General features: G+C 43.6%; 13 protein-coding genes. 6 read left to right on the forward strand and 7 right to left on the reverse strand.

Translation table 11 applies throughout. The features are described 5' to 3' along the window. The gene (locus tag ACK1U4_RS01620; protein ID WP_419401554.1) at nt 1–1,296 is read right to left on the reverse strand and encodes an MFS transporter; all 1,296 of its coding nucleotides are present in this window, start codon (nt 1,294–1,296) and stop codon (nt 1–3) included. 157 nt (nt 1,297–1,453) lie between these two features. Between ACK1U4_RS01620 and ACK1U4_RS01625 the strand changes: the two genes are divergently transcribed. Both ACK1U4_RS01625 and ACK1U4_RS01630 read left to right on the forward strand, forming a co-directional pair. Next, on the forward strand, nt 1,454–4,483 hold the full coding sequence (locus tag ACK1U4_RS01625; RefSeq protein WP_419401555.1) for an autotransporter assembly complex protein TamA: 3,030 nt from the start codon (nt 1,454–1,456) through the stop codon (nt 4,481–4,483). Nucleotides 4,484–4,576: 93 nt separating this feature from the next. Next, entirely contained in the window at nt 4,577–9,280 is a 4,704-nt protein-coding gene (locus ACK1U4_RS01630; protein ID WP_419401556.1) for a translocation/assembly module TamB domain-containing protein, read from the forward strand. A gap of 60 nt (nt 9,281–9,340) precedes the next feature. On the opposite strand, the gene ACK1U4_RS01635 is transcribed toward ACK1U4_RS01630, so the two are convergent. The 3 genes from ACK1U4_RS01635 to purD all read right to left on the reverse strand — a co-directional run bounded on the left by ACK1U4_RS01635 (nt 9,341) and on the right by purD (nt 13,317). Further along, nucleotides 9,341–10,141, reverse strand: a complete 801-nt coding sequence (locus ACK1U4_RS01635) for a peptidoglycan DD-metalloendopeptidase family protein (RefSeq protein ID WP_419401557.1) — start codon at nt 10,139–10,141, stop codon at nt 9,341–9,343. A gap of 287 nt (nt 10,142–10,428) precedes the next feature. Further along, the gene (gene sat, locus ACK1U4_RS01640; protein ID WP_419401558.1) at nt 10,429–11,682 is read right to left on the reverse strand and encodes a sulfate adenylyltransferase; all 1,254 of its coding nucleotides are present in this window, start codon (nt 11,680–11,682) and stop codon (nt 10,429–10,431) included. Nucleotides 11,683–12,021: 339 nt separating this feature from the next. Next, entirely contained in the window at nt 12,022–13,317 is a 1,296-nt protein-coding gene (purD, locus tag ACK1U4_RS01645) for a phosphoribosylamine--glycine ligase (protein ID WP_419401559.1), read from the reverse strand. 113 nt (nt 13,318–13,430) lie between these two features. On the opposite strand from purD, the gene ACK1U4_RS01650 reads away from it, so the two are divergent. Further along, nucleotides 13,431–14,156, forward strand: coding sequence for a ribonuclease HII (locus tag ACK1U4_RS01650; protein WP_419401560.1), 726 nt, complete (start codon nt 13,431–13,433; stop codon nt 14,154–14,156). On the opposite strand, the gene ACK1U4_RS01655 is transcribed toward ACK1U4_RS01650, so the two are convergent. Beyond that, nucleotides 14,119–14,970, reverse strand: a complete 852-nt coding sequence (locus tag ACK1U4_RS01655) for a glycerophosphodiester phosphodiesterase (RefSeq protein ID WP_419401561.1) — start codon at nt 14,968–14,970, stop codon at nt 14,119–14,121. The two genes, ACK1U4_RS01650 and ACK1U4_RS01655, sit on opposite strands and share 38 nt — an antisense overlap. A 188-nt stretch (nt 14,971–15,158) precedes the next feature. Between ACK1U4_RS01655 and ACK1U4_RS01660 the strand changes: the two genes are divergently transcribed. From ACK1U4_RS01660 to ACK1U4_RS01670, 3 genes are all read left to right on the forward strand, one after another. Continuing rightward, complete coding sequence (locus ACK1U4_RS01660; protein WP_419401562.1) at nt 15,159–16,136, forward strand: hypothetical protein; 978 nt, start codon at nt 15,159–15,161, stop codon at nt 16,134–16,136. 32 nt (nt 16,137–16,168) lie between these two features. Continuing rightward, on the forward strand, nt 16,169–17,347 hold the full coding sequence (prpF, locus tag ACK1U4_RS01665) for a 2-methylaconitate cis-trans isomerase PrpF (protein ID WP_419401563.1): 1,179 nt from the start codon (nt 16,169–16,171) through the stop codon (nt 17,345–17,347). Between the two features lie 75 nt (nt 17,348–17,422). After that, entirely contained in the window at nt 17,423–18,979 is a 1,557-nt protein-coding gene (locus tag ACK1U4_RS01670) for an NAD(P)H-hydrate dehydratase (RefSeq protein ID WP_419401564.1), read from the forward strand. Between the two features lie 86 nt (nt 18,980–19,065). Here ACK1U4_RS01670 and ACK1U4_RS01675 read toward each other — a convergent pair whose 3' ends face one another. After that, complete coding sequence (locus ACK1U4_RS01675) at nt 19,066–20,118, reverse strand: RDD family protein (RefSeq protein ID WP_419401565.1); 1,053 nt, start codon at nt 20,116–20,118, stop codon at nt 19,066–19,068. 183 nt (nt 20,119–20,301) lie between these two features. Continuing rightward, a complete protein-coding gene (locus tag ACK1U4_RS01680) occupies nt 20,302–21,498 on the reverse strand; it encodes a L,D-transpeptidase family protein (RefSeq protein WP_419401566.1) in 1,197 nt (398 codons plus the stop codon). Between the last annotated feature and the right edge of the window lie 134 nt (nt 21,499–21,632).

Here is a 21,632-nt window from a genome sequence, read left to right on the forward strand (position 1 = left end):
CTATTGCTGATGTTTTTTCAACTTCACAAATACCCATGCTCCAAATGCTAGGTTTATCACCCCAACCACCACAAATAGCATGGGCAAGCTGATTTTTATCACGGTTAATAGCACAATTGCCATAATAGCGGAGGTGACCATGAATAGCGAGTTAAAGATATTGTTTGCCCCGATGATTCTTGCACGGTGGCTTTCGGGGGCATAGGCTTGCATAAAGGCATATAAAGGTACGATATAAATACCACCACTAAACCCAAGCAAGAATAAATCAATAAATACACGAATTGAGCCGTTAATTTTTAGCAATTCAGCGATGCCATAATGTACGTCATTGGCTACGTCAATATGCAAGCCAGACAATGCCAAACATAAATCCACGGCAAATATCGTTAATCCTGCAATACCAAAGGGTAACAGCTTTAGGCTGACTTGGTTTTTGGTGAGCGTCTTACATAGTACCGACCCCAGTGCCGTACCAATCGAAAACAGAGTTAGCAAGAAAATCACCACGGATTCATTGCCATGCAAAATGGTTTTGCTAAATTCCGGGGTTTGGGTCAAAAAAGTCGCCCCATAAAACCAAAACCAACTCACCCCCATGATGGTAAACCACATCAATGGTAAGCTGTGCAAATACGCAATGGTCTGCCAACTGGTGCGAAATATGTTCCAATCCACTGTAAGTTCAGGTTGTGGGGCAGGCATGGTTGGGATAAAGCGTGAGGTCAAATACCCCAAACAAGCGACCACCACCACCGCCCCAGATAGCCACCATAGCATGTGCGTCTGTTGGGTCAACACGCCTGCCAAAATCATTCCTGTCAAAATCGCCAGTGATGTCCCCATTTGAAACAGCCCATTTGCCCCAACCAATTCATCCTCGTGCATGGCTTGGGGTAGGTAGGCATATTTGATAGGACTAAAAAAAGTCGAATGCACCCCCATCAAAAATAATGCTACAAATAATAACCAATAAATTTCCAGTACAAACCCCACGCTGGCAATCAACATGATGACGATTTCTAACACTTTAATCAGACGTGTTAATTGGGCTTTGTCATATTTATCCGCCAGTTGCCCTGCCAATGCTGAAAATAAAAAGTAGGGTAAAATAAACAACATGGCCGCCAAATTATTGAGCAAACTGACTGCCATACCAAGCTTGGCTGCCGCCATAAAGGTAATGACGAGAATCAGACCTTGTTTAAAGACATTATCATTAAACGCCCCCAAAAACTGGGTGGCAAACATGGGGGCAAAGCGTTTGGTTTTAAAAAGGGCAAATTGGTTACTCATAAATCGACCTATGGGGCAAACAGCACGTTGAGGGTTATCTTAACAAACTTAACAAAAAAATGCGTTGCTTTGATGAAAATAATGCTGAAGAAAATGTTAAGATGACATTTTTAGTCAAATTAGGCGATATGCTAGGTAATGCGGTAAGGATTGGAAAATGAAACCTTTGTTTGTGCCATTTTTGATGCCAATAGTGGGTCATCAGATAAGTCATCATCATCAAATGGTGTGTCAAAATCATGCCCAGCCCCTGTTTGCCATTTCATCGCTACACCAAGCCATTGGCTGGGTGCTGATGACCAGTATGGCAGGCGTGACAGCCATTGTGATGCCAACCATGGCATGGGCAGAAACTTCGGTGGCAGTACCAGCTCAATTACAAGCCCAATTTTCGCAAGTTCAACCTTCACAGATGCAAGTTTCACAAGCCCAAGTTTTAGCATCACCAGTGCCAACTTTACCCTCACAAAATGAGCCATCATTAGCACCATCCGCCCCTTATCAGTATCGCCTTGATACTAATCAAACCATCCAAGATAAAATTGGCTTGCAACTTGATAATCAAACCTTGACCGATTATGACAATTTTCATCAGCCAATTGCCACGCTACAACAGCAAAATCTGATTACCCAAAACCCCGATAGCAAAGTTAATCAAGATGTGAATCCAGACACTAAAATTAATCAAGATACTAAGGTTAATCAAGACGCTAAAATCAGCCAAGAGGTTAAAGCCAATCAAGATATCAAAGTGAGTGACGTTATCAATCCTGATGATTATTTGCCTGCTTATCAACAACAAGATACCGATGAGATAATTACAAAACAAAATTCTACAGTCACAGCAGATAAAAAAAATGCCGTGAAGCAACTATATAATAAGCTTATGAATCGTATGGATGGGGCGGATTATATTGATGTTAGTTTTGCCAATGCCGATGCTACACAGCAACCTGCCAAAAATATCAAATCCGCACTTGAGCAAGTCACGGTTGACTCGGTGAGTGATTTTAATGCCAGTGTCAATAAACTGCGTCAAATTGCCCTCGAAGCCTCACAAGCGGTGGGGTATTATGATGCCAAAATGAGCTTTAAACATTTGGGTGGTGATAATATTCAAGTCACCCTTGATGCAGGGCAACCTGTGACGGTGAAAAATCGCATTGTTGATGTGCGAGGTGAGGGTGGGAAAGGGGATAAAACCCTGCCGATTTACCCAATTCTTGAAAATTCATTACCGCCGAATCTGAATGATACTTTTAATCATGGCACATATAAGGATGCCAAAGCCACCATTGAAGGGGTCGCACAAACCAATGGATTTTTTGATGCCAAATGGCTAGACAGTTCAGTCGATATTATTTTACCAGATAAAACGGCAGAAGTAGACTTGGTGTATGATACCCAACAACGTTATCACTTTGGTGATGTCAAAGTTTATACGATTGATAAACAAGGTAATTTAAGCGATGACCCTGATAAATTACCCATCAAGCCAGAATTACTACAACAACTGATGCCCTACCAAAAAGGCGACCCCTATTATCAGCCATTTGTCACGGAATTTGCCAATAATCTGTCCACCACTCGTTATTTTAATGGGATTGATGTGGACGTGATTTTGCCGAGTCAAGGGGTGAGCAATCCGCTACAATTTGCCAATCAAAATCCCACGCAGATTGCCACTGCTGATACTAACAATACGACCAATGCCACAGCTAGCACCGCTACTAACAAAGCCACAACCCCAAGTCTGTTGCCAACGTTGACCCCTCAAAGTTTGGAAGAAAATGCTAATGTTAACAATATTACCAGTGATGTAAATAGCTCTACCCAACTGCCTACCAATCAAGTGCAAAACCCTCAAGATATCGCCCCACTTGAGTTTAACGTTGATGATACCACCCAAGAGCGTTTGGTGGCGATTCAACGTAAAGCCCAAAATTTACTACAAGCCCCAGAAGATATCGAGCTTGCCCCCAATCAAAAAAATAATAGCAAAAACCCACTGGTCAAAGTCGCCAATGCTATCAGTGATGTGGCGAAAAAAATTGACAATCATAAAGACCTGCCGATTCAGCCGAGGGATGGTCAAGCCATTGATAAGCTGACCCCTAGTGAGGTTTATCAACAAAAAACCGTGCCAACTTATGTGGTGCTGAATGCCACCAAGCCTCGTGAAGCACAGGTGGGGATTGGTTATGAAACGGATGTTGGGGTGCGTGTCATTGGTAAGGTCAATAATAACCTTGTCAATCGTAATGGCTATCAAGCAGGGATTAGCACTGCTATTTCCAAAGTTGACCAATCTGTAGAAGTCACAGGCAGTATCCCTTATAAGCACCCATTGAATGATAAAATCACAGGGTCACTGGGGTATCAACATAGAAATTATGCCGATCTTGCCAATACCTTTGAGACCCAAACACTGTATGCCAATGTCGCTCGCAATATCTATCGAGATAGTGGCTGGAATCGTACGTATTCGCTACGTTATCGCAATGATGAGCTGACCTTTGCGGACGGTCGCTATGATGTCACGACCTTGCCCTATCCATTTAACAGCTATGGCACAAGTTTTAATCAACAAGCTTTATTGATGGGCTATGCACTCAATAAAACGATCGCTGATAATCGGCTAACCCCCAGTTATGGCTATAGTCAACGCTATTCGCTAGAGCTAGGGGCAGATGGTTTGTTAAGTGATGCCAATATGGCAATTATGCGGGCAGGGTTCACAGGGCTGTACAGCTTTGGCGATGAGCGAAAACACCAAGTGTTAGGGCGTGCTGATTTGGGCTATATTTATAGCGACCATTTTAATGATGTGCCATATCGGTTACGCTTTTTTGCAGGCGGTGACCAAAGTATTCGAGGATATGGCAATGACACCTTATCGCCAACCGTGGGCAATGGTGGGTTTTTGGTGGGTGGCGATACCTTGGCAGTTGGCTCATTGGAGTATAATTATGAGTTTCGTGAGGGCTTGCGAGGGGCGATATTTACCGATTTTGGGAACGCCTATGATTTTGCCAACAGCGATAGCGAAAATTCCACCAAATTCGGTGTGGGGGCAGGCGTGCGGTGGGCTTCACCGATTGGGACGGTGCGGTTGGATGTGGCATCAGGGATTAATGAAGAGGGCAATCCGATACGGATTCACTTCTTTATTGGGTCGCCTTTATAAAAGATATCCAAATCTCCCACAACATTATTTCTATTCTCGTCAAACTTTTGTTAAAATGCCTGCTATTGTGACACTTAACCTTATTAAAAAAATATGACCCATCAAACAGACCCCAACAAAGATGACCCAAAAAACCACGATAATACCGAAATCGTGGATGGGTTAGACCCTGCTGAACGTGATGCACGTTGGCTTCGCCGTTGGTATCCACTGGGGTTTGTCACCAAAATTGGCTTGGTGATTGTCTTATTATTGATTTTGGCAGTCATCGCCATCTATTACGCCCTTGGCACGCCTTGGGGGACGCAGTTATTAATCAAGACGGTTACTGACCAAACAGGCATTAGCCTAAAATATGGCAAAGGTAATGTACGTGATGGGCTGTGGGTTTATGACCTCAAAATTCCTGCCACCCCACCCAAAAATTATACTGAAGTGACGGTTGACCAAGCCTATGTGAAAGTGGGTTGGAAAGCGATTTTATCCAAACAGGTGCATTTGCGAGAAGCCACCATTCACAACATGGTGATTACTTACAAAAAACCGCCTTCAAACCGCCCGTTTGATTATAAAAAAATCGCCTTGCCTGTCAATTTGACCGTGGACAAAGCCACAGCAAATTTGGTGCGTTATCAGCAAGTTACTCGTGAACCCATTGATTTTAAACAAGCGGATATCAAGGATTTTAGTTGGCAGGATAGTGAAATTCAGGTCGGCTATGCAAAACTCGGCTATAACGAATTATTCACCATTGATAATCTCAAGGGCAAAATTGATTTACAACATGATTATCCACTGACCGCCCAAGGTGACCTTGCGATTCACGCCCTTAATAAAGTGCATTTTGACACGCTTAACACCAAAGTCACAGGTAGCTTAAAGCAGTTAAACGCTGAACTAAAAAGTCGCTATAATCATGCCGATATTTCAGGGCATTTGACCACCAGACCACTGGAAAAAGGCGTGCCATTTGATGCTAAAGTTCAATGGCAAGATGTGCTATTGCCTTACGCCAGTGAGCAAAATATTCACCTAAAACAAGGCGAACTGATTGCCTCTGGCCCGATTGATGATATTCAATTGCAGGTCGACACCGATTTGACTGCCAAAGATATTCCAGATGGGCATTATCAAGGGCGAGCCAGTACCAACGGCAAAAAATTGGACATTCAAGAACTGGTGGCGACCCTACCAGAAGGGCAGTTGGTCAGCCAAGGTACGATTGATTGGCAAAATCACACTCGCATCGCCTTGACCAATACCAGTCAAAACTTTCATATTAGAAAATTATTGTCGAGTGATATCGCCCCTTATGCCCCTGCGGTGCTAAATGGTAAGCTAGCCGTGGTGTATGATGTCGCCACTGATAAACTGCCCATGCAACTGCGTGCCAATCTGCGTCAAAATGATGGCGAAGTGGTGAATGCCGACATCAGCAAAGCCAAAGCCAATACCGCCCCTTATCAAATCACCGCCAATTGGCAACATTTGATTCGTAAAAACTTGCCGAATGTCGGCGATTTGAACAGCCCCAATGGTAATGCCAAGGTCAACTATTATCCATCAAATGGTAAACAACCGCCTCGTTTACAAGTGGACGGTCGAGCCAATATCTTACAGCTTAACATTGCACCGCAAGGCGATTATCAAGTTAAACTCAATAAATTGGGGCAAATTATCAACCTTGAACAGGTCAATTACCAAGGTAAAGCAGGGGATTTGGCAGGCACAGGCAAAATCGAACTGGCGTATGCCAATCGCCCTTTGGTCTGGCAACTTAACGCCAATACCCACGGTCTAAATGCCCATCAAATATTGGATAATATCCCCTTTGACCACCTCAAAGGCACGCTCAATGCCAATGGTACAATGCACCATGTCCGCCAAGCTAAAGGCGTACGACTCACCAAGCATCAGATTCAGATTCGTCAAGTGGACATGACAGGCACACTGTTGGGCGAAAATAACAGCAATAAAAACCTTGCCATCAAAGGTACTGGAAACGTGACACTGGATGTGGTGGCAAATCAACTGAGCTATATGACTGCCAAATTTAACGGTAATTTAAACGCTCCCAATGTCCCAGCAGGGGCATTTAAAGTTGACATCGCAGGCACGCCAAAAAATCTACAAATCAACCAATTTAGCCATCAAGGTGCGACAGGCAATATTGATGCGAAGGGTAAACTTGATTTGACACGTGGGGTTGCATGGCAAATCAATGCCAATATGAATAACTTTGATGCCAGTTATTTTGTGCCAAGCCTGCCCAGTCGTATCTCTGGGCGTATCAATACCGATGGTCATTGGCGTGATGATGAGCAATACATTCATATCAATGACATGAATTTGCAAGGGGTGCTAAAAAATCAACCACTCTCTGCCACAGGACAGTTGACCGCACGCTTACATTTGCCCAAAGACTTGCAAACGGTGCGACAAAGTTTATTCAATAGCCCAAAAAATCAACAATATAACCAAGTCAAACGCTTTATTGAACAACTGCAAGCCAATAATTTGGTGATGGCATGGGGCAATAATCGCCTTACCGCCAATGGCAATCAAAACCAATTGATTACCAGTGTTGATATTAGCACCCTCAATCAGCTTAATGCCAAGCTAAAAGGCACGCTAAAAGGCGGATTGGTGCTGAGTCAACCCAATCAATCCCAAGCCTTGCCAGATATCTATGTTGATTTAGTTGCACGTAATATTGCATTGCCAAATTTTGTGGTACTTGATGCCACACTCAAGGGCAAACTGGTTAATATGGCAAAATCGCCTAGCCAATTGCAACTTAACGCCACAGGACTCAATATCGCCAATCAGCCGTTACGAGCGTTGCAACTGTATTTTGATGGGACGCAAGCCAGCCATACCATGACCGTCAAAACCGACAGCAGTCGAGGTCAGCTACAAGCCACCCTCAAAGGACGCATTGACTTGAATAAGTCTGAATGGCAAGGCGTGGTCGGTAATGGGCAAATCGGCACAAAATATGCCAAACTCCAACAGCTTCAACCTGCCCAATTATTGTTAAATTGGCAAAAACAGCACATCCAATTGGCATCTCATTGTTGGCAAATGGTCGGTCAACAAGGCAATTTATGCCTACAAGATAACCTTGTCGCTTCCGCTAGCCAAGGGCAAGTGAATTTGGTGGTAAAAAATCTGGATAGCCGTATTTTTGGCGTGGTCATGCCCAACGATATCGTATGGTCAGGTTCGCTTAATGGCAATGCCCTAATCAACTGGAAAAAGAACCAACGCCCCACCGTCAACGCCAGTTTTTATAGTGATAATGGGATTATTGGCACAACGGCTCAAGACCCACAAGAAGACCCAACCACCGTGGCGTATCAGCGTATCAGTATCATCGCTCGCTCGATGCCAGATGGACTAAAACTGCGTGCCGATGTCAAAACCCCCAATGGAGCAGGCAATGGCTACCTTGATGCCACCATCAATCCGTATGGTCAAAACAAACCCATCGGTGGCACGGTGGTGTTCCAAGATATTAACCTTGCCGTGCTAAAGCCGTTTTTCCCCTCATTTGAGCGTCTGACAGGCACAGGTTTGGTGGCAGGTAAAATTGATGGTACGCTTGACCAACCCAAGTTTGTTGGGGATATCGAATTATTGGATGCCTCACTGGGGATTACAGGCGTACCCATGCGGTTTGACAAAATTAACGTGTTAAGCCATGTCGAAGGCAACCAAGCCCAAGTGACAGGCGACTTTGTCAGTGCAGGTGATGGTAAGGGCATTATCACAGGCACAGTGAACTGGGCAGGCGAGTTGCAAGCCAAACTGAAACTACAAGGCGAGCGACTGCTTGTTAGCCAACCGCCCACCGTCACCGCAGAAATCAATCCGATTTTTGATGTGATTGTGCGTCCGACCCAGCGTTATGTCAATATCGTGGGCGTGATTGACGTGCCAAGAGCCACCATTCGTCCGCCTGAAGCCACCACCAATGTCATCACCAAATCCAGTGATGTCAATGTCATCGACCGCCGTCTATTGGGACAGATTAATGAAGTCTTGCGAGTGGCACAGCCTTGGTCGATTAATGCAGATATTGGTGTGGATTTGGGCGATAATATTAGTTTTCAAGGCTTTGGGGCAAGGTTGCCATTGGCAGGGGCATTACATTTGACCCAACAAGGGCAGGGCAGTATGCAGGCTCAAGGGGTGGTACAAGTTGCCAAACGCTCTAAAGTCGAAATCTTTGGTCAAAGCCTAAACCTTGACTTTGCCCAAGTGCGGTTTAATGGCAATGTTGCCCAACCCACACTCAATATTCAAGCTGTCAAAGAAGTACAAGGCGTGCAAGTGGGTCTAAAAGTCAAAGGCAAAACCAGTAAACCTGACATATTGGTGTTTAACAATGGGGGGCTGTCCGAACAACAAGCCATGAATGCGTTGGTCACAGGTAGCCTAAATAACACCACAGGACAAAACACCAACGAGCAAGAATTTAGCAATCGAGTCAATAACACTCTAGCAGCGGCAGGGTTAAGTTATGGTTTGAGTGGTACTCGCCGATTGACCAACCAAATTGGGCGAGCGTTTGGTCTACAAAGCCTCACCCTCGATGCCAATGGGACAGGGAATGACACACTGGTCAGCATCACAGGCTACATTACCCCAGATTTGTTTATTCGCTATGGGGTGGGGGTATTCACCGCACAGCCAGAGTTAAGTATGCGGTATCAACTCACACGCCGACTGTATGTCGAAGCCAAATCAGCGGTGAATAACTCGGTGGATTTGATTTATAACTGGCGGTATTGATTTATCCTAAAATCCTTTCAAAAATTTTTGATAAAGTTGATTGAATTAACTTGTTGACGTTTATTTAATCAACAAGTTAGGATTGACTAACACACCTTGATGGCGGATTTGTAACTGCATGGCAGGTTGTTTGAGGGTAGGAACGATACCAATACTACCAATTTGTTGCCCACTTTGAACCACTTGGCTTTCTCGTACGTTGATATTTCCCAAATGTGTATAGGCAGATACATAGCCATCGGTGTGTTGAATCATCACCATTTTGCCATATTCGGGCAAATCACTTCCTGCATACAGCACGCTTCCTGCTTGGCTTGCCATCACAGGGCTATTTTCTGGGGCGGTATACCATGTACCAACAATGCCAGTGGTTTGATTAAAGGTGCTTAATACACTACCATTCACAGGTACTCGCCAGTTTTGTGAGGTAGGTAAGGGTATATTTGGTACGCTGGGGTTGACTGTGCTAGCGTGGTTGACAGGTTGAGTATTAATGGGAAATGTATTGATTGTTGGGCTAGGTGTTGGTGTTTGGGTAGGTCTATTGGCATTAGATACCAGTACCAAGCGTTGACCTTTATAAATGGTATAGTTGCTATCGAGTCCATTCATCGCTCCAATACGGCGATAGTCTAAGCTATAGCGAGAGGCAATTTTACTTAACGTATCCCCATTTTGCACCACATAATAGCTGGGTACACCTTTGACAACCACAGGTCGATGATTGCTAGGGGTGGTCGAGCAAGCGGTCAATACAACCGTAGCCAGTGCCATGCTTGCTAAAAGCCGTAAGGTAGGGGTGTTGGTCAGTCTAGTTTCAGCATATTGGGAGCGTTTAGCAAGTGTCGTCAAGGTTGTCATAAAATTGCCTTAATATCGTGAGCATGATGAAAGTGATAATCATGCCAAGTCGTATTTTAGTATAAAAATGTTTGGTAAAAAAATTTACCATGACCTATACTAACTAAAAATAACCCAATAACAAGATGAAACTTTACCATACTCACACTTTTTGACAAAAAACAACATTTTGCAACAATCATATTATAATGAATTCAGTTAGGTATAAGGCTCTGAAATTTTGGGCGTAAGCAATACGCCTCTACTAAACTGGCTTATTTCTCGTTTAAATAACGATAAAATGATTGCTATTTAGCCGAATGACCCTTTAATTCTACTTTATGTTTTTCATGTTCTTCAAGCCCTTGATAATACTCACGCAATACCGCTAATACCTCTGGACGGCTAAAGTTATTTGGTACTTCTTCGGCCTCGGATAAGGCTTTGCGTAGCTTAGTACCAGATACTTTGACATGAAAACGTTCATCATGCGGACAGGTTTTGGTCGAAGCCATGCTATCACAGGCATCACACCAAAATGTCCAGTCGATTTTGAGTGGCTTGGTGATTAAATCATCATCGCTTAACGTGTCAAAAATATGCTGGGCATCAAACGCCCCATAATAATCGCCAACGCCTGCATGGTCACGCCCCACAATCAGATGACTACAACCGTAGTTTTGGCGGAATAAGGCGTGAAGCAATGCCTCTCTAGGGCCAGCATATCGCATATCAAGCGGATAACCTGCTTGAATCACGGTGTCTTTGCGGAAGTAATTATCAATCAGCGTACCAATTGCCTGTTGGCGGACATCAGCAGGGATGTCCCCCGGTTTTAACGCACCCAGTAACGAGTGAATCAGCACACCGTCACAGATTTCAATGGCGATTTTTGCCAAATATTCATGTGAGCGGTGCATTGGGTTGCGAGTTTGGAACGCTGCCACGGTTTTCCAACCTTTTTGCTCAAAAATCTCACGAGTTTGGGCGGGCGTCAGGTAGATTTCGCCATATTTAGACGGAAATTCGCCTTCGCTTAATACCACCACATCCCCTGACAAATTCACCTCGCCTTGAGCCATGACCATTGCTACCCCCGGATGGGCGTTTTCAGTAGTGCCAAAGACTTTTTCGCATTCAAAGGCTTTATCAATGGTGTATTTGTCACTTAACGTCAAAATCCCCATCACCTCGCCATTGTAGGCAAGGGCAATTTCGTCACCGATTTGTAGCGTTTCTGAGGTGGCTGTGTCGGTAGATAGGGTAATCGGAATAGGGAAAAATACGCCTTTGCCGTGAGCATTTTTTTGGCTAGTGAGGTGCATATTGTCACAAACACTGTGCCAGTCGGCTTGGCTCATAAAGCCGTCCAGTGGGGTAAAGCCACCGATACCGAGCATGATTAAATCGCCTGCCTCACGAGAGCTGATTTGGATTTTTGGTAGGGTTTTGGCTTTTTCTAAAGCGTTTTTTAATTCTTCACCTTTAAGTAGTTTGTCTTTTAACACAGGGCTACCGTGTGGTGGGACGAGTTGGGAAGTGGGTTTTGATAAAGGGGTCATGGGTATCACCTAGATAAGGGTTGAAATAAGCTATGCTATTTTGGCTATGCTAGGTGATTTGGGTTATGAATAGAAAATGATTATTTGTGTTATCATTATGAGAAATTGGAATTTATCAGATAAATTCCAATGCTCAAACGAATGATATAAGTTTATTTGATAATTTTGCCTTGTCTATTAATTAGATGTTTTTTGCCATTGATTTCTATGTCAGCAGTATCTTCAAAGAGTTGAATTGTATCGTTGGAATATACAATTCATCAACCTTAGCACGATAAAGGATTTTGCCTTTGATATCTGATAGCCCCCATTTTTCTCCTTGCTTAAAAGAGAAAACATTTACCTTACAATCGCTCGCCAACCGATATCACGGCGATATTGCAATCCATCAAAGCTAATCGTGCCACACGCTGACAAGGCTTTAACTTGAGCATCTTGCACATCATCGCCTAGAGCAGTTACACATAGCACACGACCGCCATTGGTTAGGATTTCGCCATTTTCGCCAGTTTTTGTGCCTGCATGGAATACTTTAACATCGGCATTTGTTGCGTTAAACTGCGAATCAAATGTCGGTAAACCACGAATCACATCGCCACTGCTTGAGCTTTCTGGATAGCCTTTACTTGCCAACACAATACCAAGGGCAGGACGGCTGTCCCATTCAGTTTGGCTTGGTAAATTTCCTGCAAGACCTGCTTCAATCAATTCCACCATAGAGCTTTTTAGACGCATCATAATTGGTTGGGTTTCTGGGTCGCCAAAACGACAGTTAAACTCAATCACATACGGGTCATTTTTTTCATCAATCATCAACCCTGCGTACAAGAAACCCGTATAAGGATTGCCACTGGCTTTCATCGCTTCCACGACAGGGCGAATCACTCGTTCAATGACTTTATCATGCACGTCTTGGGTCACGACTGGGGCAGGAGAGTAAGCCCCCATACCGCCTGTGTTTAGCCCAGTATCGCCCTCGCCAATGCGTTTGTGGTCTTGGCTGGTCGCCATCGGCAAAATATTGTCGCCATCAATCATACAGATAAAGCTGGCTTCTTCACCTTGTAAAAACTGCTCAACCACCACACGACTACCTGCATCGCCGAATTTATTGCCAGATAACATATCGTTAATCGCATCAATGGCTTCATCATCGGTCATTGCCACAATCACGCCTTTGCCTGCTGCCAAGCCGTCCGCTTTGATGACAATCGGTGAACCTTCAGCTTTGACATAGGCAATCGCCTCATCAGCATTGGTAAAGGTTTGGTATTTGGCGGTTGGGATGTTGTGTTGAATCATAAAGTCTTTGGCAAAGGCTTTTGAGCCTTCAAGCTGGGCACAATAAGCGGTCGGCCCCCATGCTTTGATATTGGCTTTACTCAAATCATCGACTAGACCTGCGACCAATGGGGCTTCAGGGCCTACAAGGACAAAGGCAATGTCATTGGTTTGGCAAAACTCAATTACCGCTTGGTGGTCTTTGACATTGATATCAACATTTTGCAATTTATGCTCAAGGGCTGTACCTGCATTGCCTGTGGCGACATATACGGTGTTGACTTTGCTATCTTTGGCACATTGCCATGCTAAGGCGTGTTCACGTCCGCCAGTGCCGATGACTAGAATGTTCATGGGGTTTCCTCTTAGTATCAATTGGGTGAAAATGCTGTTATTGTAGCAAAATTTGGCTATAATGCGGTTGATTATTTTGTGGTGAAATCTTGGAAAAATTGGGGTGATACATAATGTCGCATTTTATTATCGGTGTCGATGAAGTCGGACGAGGTTGCTTGATTGGTGACGTGGTGGTGTGTGCTTTGGTTTTACCCAATGATATTTTAACCGTTGAACAAAATAGCCTAAGCAATGATACGTCTGTAGAATTTATTGAACTTGCCAAAGCCGATAACGTTGGACTGATTCCCAATCATGCCTTGTCCGCATTGACCGATTCTAAAAAGCTTACTGAAAAAAAGCGAGAAGCCTTATTTCCGCTCATTTTACAGACCGCTGTCGCTTCACAAATTGTCAAAGTATCGGCAATTATGATTGATAAGCTTAATATTTTGCAAGCGACCTTATGGGGCATGAGCCAAGCGGTGGTAGGCGTGATGGCAAAGGTGTTACAGACCGACCCAACTGCCACGTTTAGCGTGATGGTCGATGGTAATAAATTGCCGTATTTGGCGGATTTACCGCAGTTTGAGGCGATTACGGTTGAGCAAGCGATTGTCAAAGGCGATGGTAAGCACGCTACCATCAGTGGGGCGAGTGTCCTTGCGAAAGTCACTCGTGACCGTGATATGGTGGCATTGGCACAGCTTTATCCAAATTATGGCTTGGATAAGCATAAGGGTTATCCGACTGCCAGTCATGTGCAAGCGATTGAAAGTCATGGGGTTTTGCCAATGCACCGTAAAAGTTTTGCTCCTGTTAAAAACTTGATAGAAATTCCGTTGGAAAATCAGTAATCACACAATCCACGCCCATATTTATCAGTTTTTTTGCCACTTCAATATCATTCACCGTCCAAGCCGTCACTTTTAGCTCAAAGCGATGGGCGGTTTCGACCATTTTTGGCGTAATTAACGCATAATAAACCCCCACTTGTACACAGCCCAATTGACAGGCAAAATTAAACGTATCATTTATCAATTTTTTCCCTTGTGGATTTGGCAACGGCAAAAACTTAATTTGGCTAGCAAGTGGGGCATTGTGTTCAAGCAATAGCCCAATGGGGAATTTAACAGCATTAAATTGCTGTTGATTTTGTAATTCAACTAAAATATCTGTGTCAAAACTGGTCAATGTGATGGGTAAATTTTGCCAATCTGTATTTGACAACTTTTTATTCAATAACAAGTCAAGTAGATTCTTTACCAAAGCTTGCGGATTGGTTTTGGCATGGGTTTTGATTTCCAATTCAATATGGCGATAGCCATGCAAATACGGCAATAAATCTTGTAATGATAAAATCGGTTGACCCCAAAATTTTTTGTCAAAAGTCGCTTGAAAACGTGCATTATCCGATTGCTTAAATCGACCTAATTCAGCCAAATCTTTATCCATCACCCAACTTTGTTCACCCACCAAACGTCTTAACGTTTCGTCATGTACCACTACAAATTCGCCATCAGCCGTCATTTGCACGTCAAATTCAACGCCATCCAAGCCTTGATTTTGTAATGTTTGCACATATTCAAAGCCCATCTGGCTATTTTCTAACCATTCGGCTCTTGCCCCTCGATGTCCGAGTAAATAGGCGGTATTTTTCTTGCTTTCCATGCTAAGTCCTTGACAGCAGTGATGATTTTAAATTGGAAAAATGTTAATCAGTAAAAAATGACTACAAAAATCTTATCAATACCTCGCCATTTGATAAAATTATGCTTTATAATGCCAAAATTATATGCTAAATTTTTGTAAAAAAACGAATCCTTTGGGAAAATGTTATGCTGTCAAAATCATTTTTTATGTCAAAAACAACGTATTTATCAATTGCTGTCGCTTGTTCTATTTTTGGTGTGGTCGGTTGTAGTCGCTCAGAAAAGCCTGCCGAAGCAGAAAAAGTTGCCTCAAAACCTGCACAAACACAAATGCAAACCCAGCCAGATGTGGACTGTGTTGCGACACCTGTTAACACTGCCATTAGCAACTATGTTACCCAACAATTGACCCAAACGGCACTTACCCAAGCCCAGCAAGTTGCCCAACAAGCAGGGGTTCAGCCGAATACCACGTATCTACAAAATGCGATTGTGCAAGCCAGCGTTAGCCTACAAACCAGTAAAGCAGGCAACGGACAATGTCAATCGCAAGTGGCAATCACGCTACCACAAGGCGATATCGACAATGCCAATCGTATTTATGAACGTCTTCACCAACCGAACTTTGCCAACCAATTGATGTCAAAAGGCTATCGTTTGGAAGGTAATACCTTGGTTGCGGACAATCAACAATTTAGCGTGAAGCAGTCGGATGCAGGCTTACAAGTTGAGGGTTTAAATACCAACGCCTTATTTGCTACAGCAGGGCAAATGTTTGCAGATTCTGCTTTAACCCAAGCGGGGCAAAATGGCACAAGTCAAACTCAGCGTAATACCGTGACCCTAACGCCAGCCTCACCTGCCAAACGCACTGAGCATCGTGAAGTCAACACGACAAAAGCTCATGTGACACCTAAACCAAAGCCAACGACTAATACCACAGCTACAACATCAACAGTCACAACATCGACCAACACCACAACCACGCCATCACCATCGACTGAAAAGCCAAAAGAAGTCCCTGCGGAAACACCAAAAGACACAGCGAAAACTTCTACGCCTAGCGAGTCAAGTGGCAATAAAGCGGATACTAAGCCAAAAGCACATAGTGGTGAAGATAAATTTACCAACCCTGTTGATGATGGTTTAAAATTAACCATTGAAGAAAAAAATGAGCAGTATTAATTATTAATTTAGACCCACATAAGGATATGATGATGAATTTTGCCCCCCAAACTGCTGTTAAAGCCACTTATATGCGTGGCGGTACATCAAAAGGTACGTTTTTTAAACTGGACGACCTGCCAGAGCGTTGCCAACAGGCAGGTGAAGCCCGAGATAACTTTTTATTGCGTGTGGTCGGTAGCCCAGACCCTTATGGTAAACAAATTGACGGTTTGGGCAATGGTAGCTCATCGACTTCTAAAGTGGTGATTTTATCCAAAACTGACGTACCGAACCATGACGTGAACTACCTGTTTGGTCAAGTGGCAATTGATAAAGCCATGATTGATTGGAGTGGTAATTGCGGTAACTTGACTGCTGCTGTGGGGTCATTTGCCATTGCCAATGGCTTGGTTGACCCTGCGAAAGTCCCAGCCAATGGCATTTGTGAAGTGCGTATTTGGCAACAAAACATCAGCAAAACCATTGTGGCTCATGTGCCAATGACCGATGGTCAAGTCCAAGAAACAGGCGACTTTGAGCTGGATGGTGTGACGTTCCCTGCCGCCGAAGTCAAAATCGAATTTATTGACCCTGTTGACAGCGATGGCGATATGTTCCCCACAGGTAATTTGGTCGATACCCTCAGCGTGCCAGACGTGGGCGACTTTCAAGTTACCATGATTAATGCAGGGATTCCCACGATTTTTCTCAATGCCAAAGATTTGGGCTTTACAGGCACAGAGCTACAAAAAGACATTAATAGCAATGCTGAAATTTTGGCAAAACTTGAAAAAATCCGTGCGTATGGGGCGGTTAAAATGGGCTTGATTAGCGATATCAAAGAAGCCGAAACTCGCCAACATACCCCAAAAATTGCATGGGTTGCTAGTCCAGCTGACTACACAGCATCAAGTGGCAAAACTGTACAAGGGTCAGAGATTGACCTGTTGGCTCGTGCCATGAGTATGGGTCAGTTGCACCACGCCATGATGGGAACAGCATCCGTAGCGATTGGCACAGCCGCCACCATCAAAGGCACGCTAGTCAATGATGTGGCAGGTGGTAAAGACTTGAGCGAAGTACGTTTTGGTCATCCATCAGGTACGTTATTGGTGGGTGGCGAATCGGTACAAGTCGATGGTAAATGGCAAGCCAAAAAAGTATCCATGAGCCGTTCGGCTAGACGATTAATGGTTGGCGAAGTATTTGTACCAGCTGATGCGTTTTAGATTGTTAATGCTTATTTAAATCTCCCCCAACCCCCTCTTTGTGAAAGAGGGGGCTTTGTTTTGTTAGCAAACACTATGATTCCCAAAAATTTCCCTACTGCTATTCCATGCTACAGCCCCACCCAAATTTATGAATTGGAAACAAACTGGTTTCAAACCAATGATAGCTTTGGTTTAATGCAACAAGCCAGTTGGCAAATGGCACATTGGATAAAATCAAATTTTGCAAACGCTCAACAATCCGTGCTAATAGCAGTCGGTCGTGGTAATAATGGCGGTGATGGTTGGGGAGTGGCGTATTTTCTGACAAAACTTTGTCCGAATTGGCAAATTTGTGTGATTGAGGTCGCCCCACCGACCACGGATAATGCTCAACAAGCCAAAGCCCTTTTTAATGGTAAAGTGGTTCAATTGAGTGATTTTTTAAACTCTCAAAAAACGTTGTCTTTTCATGTGGATATCATCCTTGATGGCTTGTTTGGCATTGGGTTAAATAAAACCCCAATCGGTGATTTTGCCAATATGATTGATTGGATAAATGGTTATAAAAGTCGCTTCAATGGTTGCCAGGTCATTGCGATAGATGTCCCCAGTGGGTTGAATGCCACTGATGGTAAAGTATATGATAAACTCGCTGTCAAAGCTGATATCACACTTTGTTTAATCGCTCGTAAAGTTGGTTTACATTTACAAGATGCGAAGGATTATGTAGGGCAAGTTGTTGATTTGCCGATGATTCCTATAGATGAACAAGCTGACATTTTTTATCATACCCAATTCCCTACTTTACCCAAACGCCTAAATAACAGCCATAAAGGTGACTATGGTCATGTTTTGATTATTGGTGGCAACCAATTGGAAATTGGTAAAAACCAAGGCAACGGCATGGCAGGAGCAAGCCTATTATCTGCCAAAAGTGCGTTTGCGGTCGGAGCAGGCAAGGTGACGGTAGCGTGTTACGCCAATTTTCATAATGCCATTATCACCGCATTGCCGAATGCGATGACGGCTGATTTACACCATCAACACTCAGTGTGCGAACTTATCAAGAATGTTGATGTGGTCGCCATTGGTATGGGGCTAGGACGAGATGAGGCAAGTTTTTCGCTATTCTGTGAGTATTTGCAATGTGCTATTTCACATGACAAAATTTGTGTCATTGATGCGGACGGCTTGTATCATTTGGTTACACTGTCCCAAAATCAAAATAGCCTAAGCAAATTTAACCCTCAAAAAGTCTATCTAACGCCCCATGCCAGTGAAGCAGGGCGATTGTTAAATACCACTTACCAAGCCATTGATAATGATAAAATTGGTGCAATTCAGCAATTAACTGAGCAGTATGGCGGTACATGGTTGATTAAAGGGTCACAAACCTTGGTATTAGAACATCAAGCCTTACATATCTGTGGGCTTGGTAATACAGGGATGGCAACGGCAGGGATGGGTGATGTGCTAAGTGGGGTGGTAGCAGGGCTGTTGGCACAATCTGACAACCTGAATATGGATTATCCCCTATTGTGGTCAGTTTTACTTCATGCAAGGGTGGGGGATGAGTTGGCAAGAAAGATGGGCGAATATGCGTTATCTGCGAATGAGATGGCAATGATGATTAGCGAAACAATGGGTTAGGACTCGCATCATAATATCTAATTGTAAGGGTGTATAGCATACACCCTTACCAAGCTGTTTTATTGCTACTTTAAAATTACGTTTACCTAAGCATCAGGCGTTAATTCAAGCGGTGTGGTTTGGGTATCATCGGCACGTACGACATAGGTTCTTGCTATTTTATCATGCAAACTTTGACGGTCAGGGTTGGTGAATAATGTAATAAAATCAAAGGCTAAAATAAAAATCGGCAACTGAGCCAGCCCTAATCCCAACGTCAACACCATCGCAATTAACACAATCGAACGCAATAGCACGCCTTGAGAAAAACTCGGAATGGCATTGGATTGTTTGTCTAATACACGGATTCGCATTGCCATTTTACCAAGGGTTTGTCCACGGCGGTTCATCAATACCATTTGCGTAATGATGATTGCCCAAAACAATAACGTGGTCAAGGTCAAAATATGTGGTGGCACGGCTTCGAGTAGCAACTGGTTCATTTGTTGTGAAGCCAGCATAGGTGATTGATTAGACTCAGCAAGTTTGACAATTTTATCAAAGACTGGGCTATTCGCCACGCTAATAAACACAATAAAAGTTGGTAAAAATAGCAAAAAAGCATCAATCAGCTTTGCTACGATACGCCCACCAATACTGGCAAGCTCAAGCTGTTTATTGGTATGGCTGACATCCATACCTTGGTTTTTTTTACCAAATAAGCCAGTGCTAGGTTTGTCTGATTTTTCAGTTTTATGCGGATTATTGGCGGTATATTTATCCCACACACTTTGGGATTTTTTATCATCCACTTTGGGTTTTGCTTTAGCTTTGGCTTCCGCCTGTGCTTGAGCCTTGGCTTCGGCTTCTGCCTTGAGTTTTTCAGGCGTGTTATTGATAATATAATCGGGTTCATCATCAATAATTGGTTGATTGACGGTGGGGGATGGTTGAGCGACATTATCTGGATGAGTGACGACAATGGTCGGATGATAGACGAATTGCCCTTGGGTCATTTCGGCAACAGTTTGCCAGTTTGCCATACCCTCGTGCCACATCAAATCGGTCAAATATACTTGATTCGAAGCAAGCATATAGTTAAGTTGTTCTAATGAGTAAGGCCCTGCTTGGACGTTATCACGAGCAAGAAAAATATACATATCAAGCACTCAAAATAGTTAAATTAAAATTAGCGTCAATGTAACGTATTTTGGGGTGCATTGTAAAGTTTACAAGCAGGAAAGGCATGAATTAAACAGAAACCTTCCGTCTAATTGATGGCGATATAGCCCCCTCTTGACGAAAGAGGGGGTTGGGAGAGATTTAAATGATAAGATTATCGTTTACTGCAACTCAACCGTTGTACCTGTATCCACATTGGCATAAACTTCAAGTACATCCCAGTTGGTCAGACGCACACAGCCATGAGAAGCTTGACGGCTGATGCCTTCTGGTACAGGCGAGCCATGAATACCATATGAAGGTTTGTTCAGACCCATCCATACGACACCCACTGGACCATTTGGGCCCGGTGGTAACATAAAGACTTTTTTATCTTTGCCTTCGCCTTGGGTGGCTTTATACCAAGGATTTTTGACACGATTGACAATTTTGAAAGTACCAGTCGGTGATGGTGTGTCACTACTACCAACAGTGGTTGGGTAGGTAGCAATGAGCTTATCACCATTATAGGCATACAGCACATTTTCTGCTTTTTTGGCGACTAAGCGAGTGATTTTTTGGTCAAGAGGCTTAGATGGGTTGAATACGGTGATGGTTTCGCCAGCAGTGAATTTTTTATTGGCATTGAGTTTCTCAAGATAACGGATATCCATGTGAAAACGTTCTGCCAACATTTCTCTAATGTTTTGATAGTATAAGCCTTTCATTTTAGACTTGGCTTCACTACCACTGGGTGTGGCTTGAAAAGGTCCTTTAACATCTTCTTCTGTTAGGGTGTAGCCGACCAATACCCGTTGGTTTGCAGGAATATTTTGGTTTAATAAATCCCAAACTTGCTGACTCATACGACCATCAGCAGGTAAACCGTTCATTAATTGGAAATTTTTAAGGGCTTTTTTGGCATTCATTCCCCAACCGCCATCAATAGGGCCAGGTGATGCTTGATTCCAGTCAAGCAAGGCTTGTAGCTTGATGGTGGTGGCAGCGTTGATATTTTGCCCTGCTTTCCAAGTCGCTTTGTTCACCGTGCTGGCATATTGCGATACCTCAAGATTACTAAAACCTGTGGTAGCGGTATGGTCTGTGCCAACAGCGGTAGGGTCAAAGGTTGGAACTTTAGATGCCTCATCGGTGATTTCTTCTGAGTTTTTGCCTGCCACACCTGCCCCTGCGGTATAATCATTGTCAATCCCTGTGGTTTCATCAATGGCTGAGGCAGGTTTTGCAGGAGTTGACGAAGCCGTGGCAGTTGCCTTTGCTGATTTAGTAGGGCTACTGCTAGGTGTAGTAGTAGAGGTGGTTGCAAAGCTGGTACTTGCCATGACGAATGCAAGGCTAGAGAGCATTAATTTTTTCATGCTTACAGTCCAATTTAACCTAAAAAATGAATCAATAAATAACGCAATGATAAATGTTAAGGGATGATTAGACAAGTAAAATTTATGACATTTGTTGCAGGTATGCAACCTAATGTAATAGGTGGTAAAACTTG

The sequence above is a fragment of the Moraxella sp. TY6 genome (assembly GCF_048551375.1).
Classification (GTDB): domain Bacteria; phylum Pseudomonadota; class Gammaproteobacteria; order Pseudomonadales; family Moraxellaceae; genus Faucicola.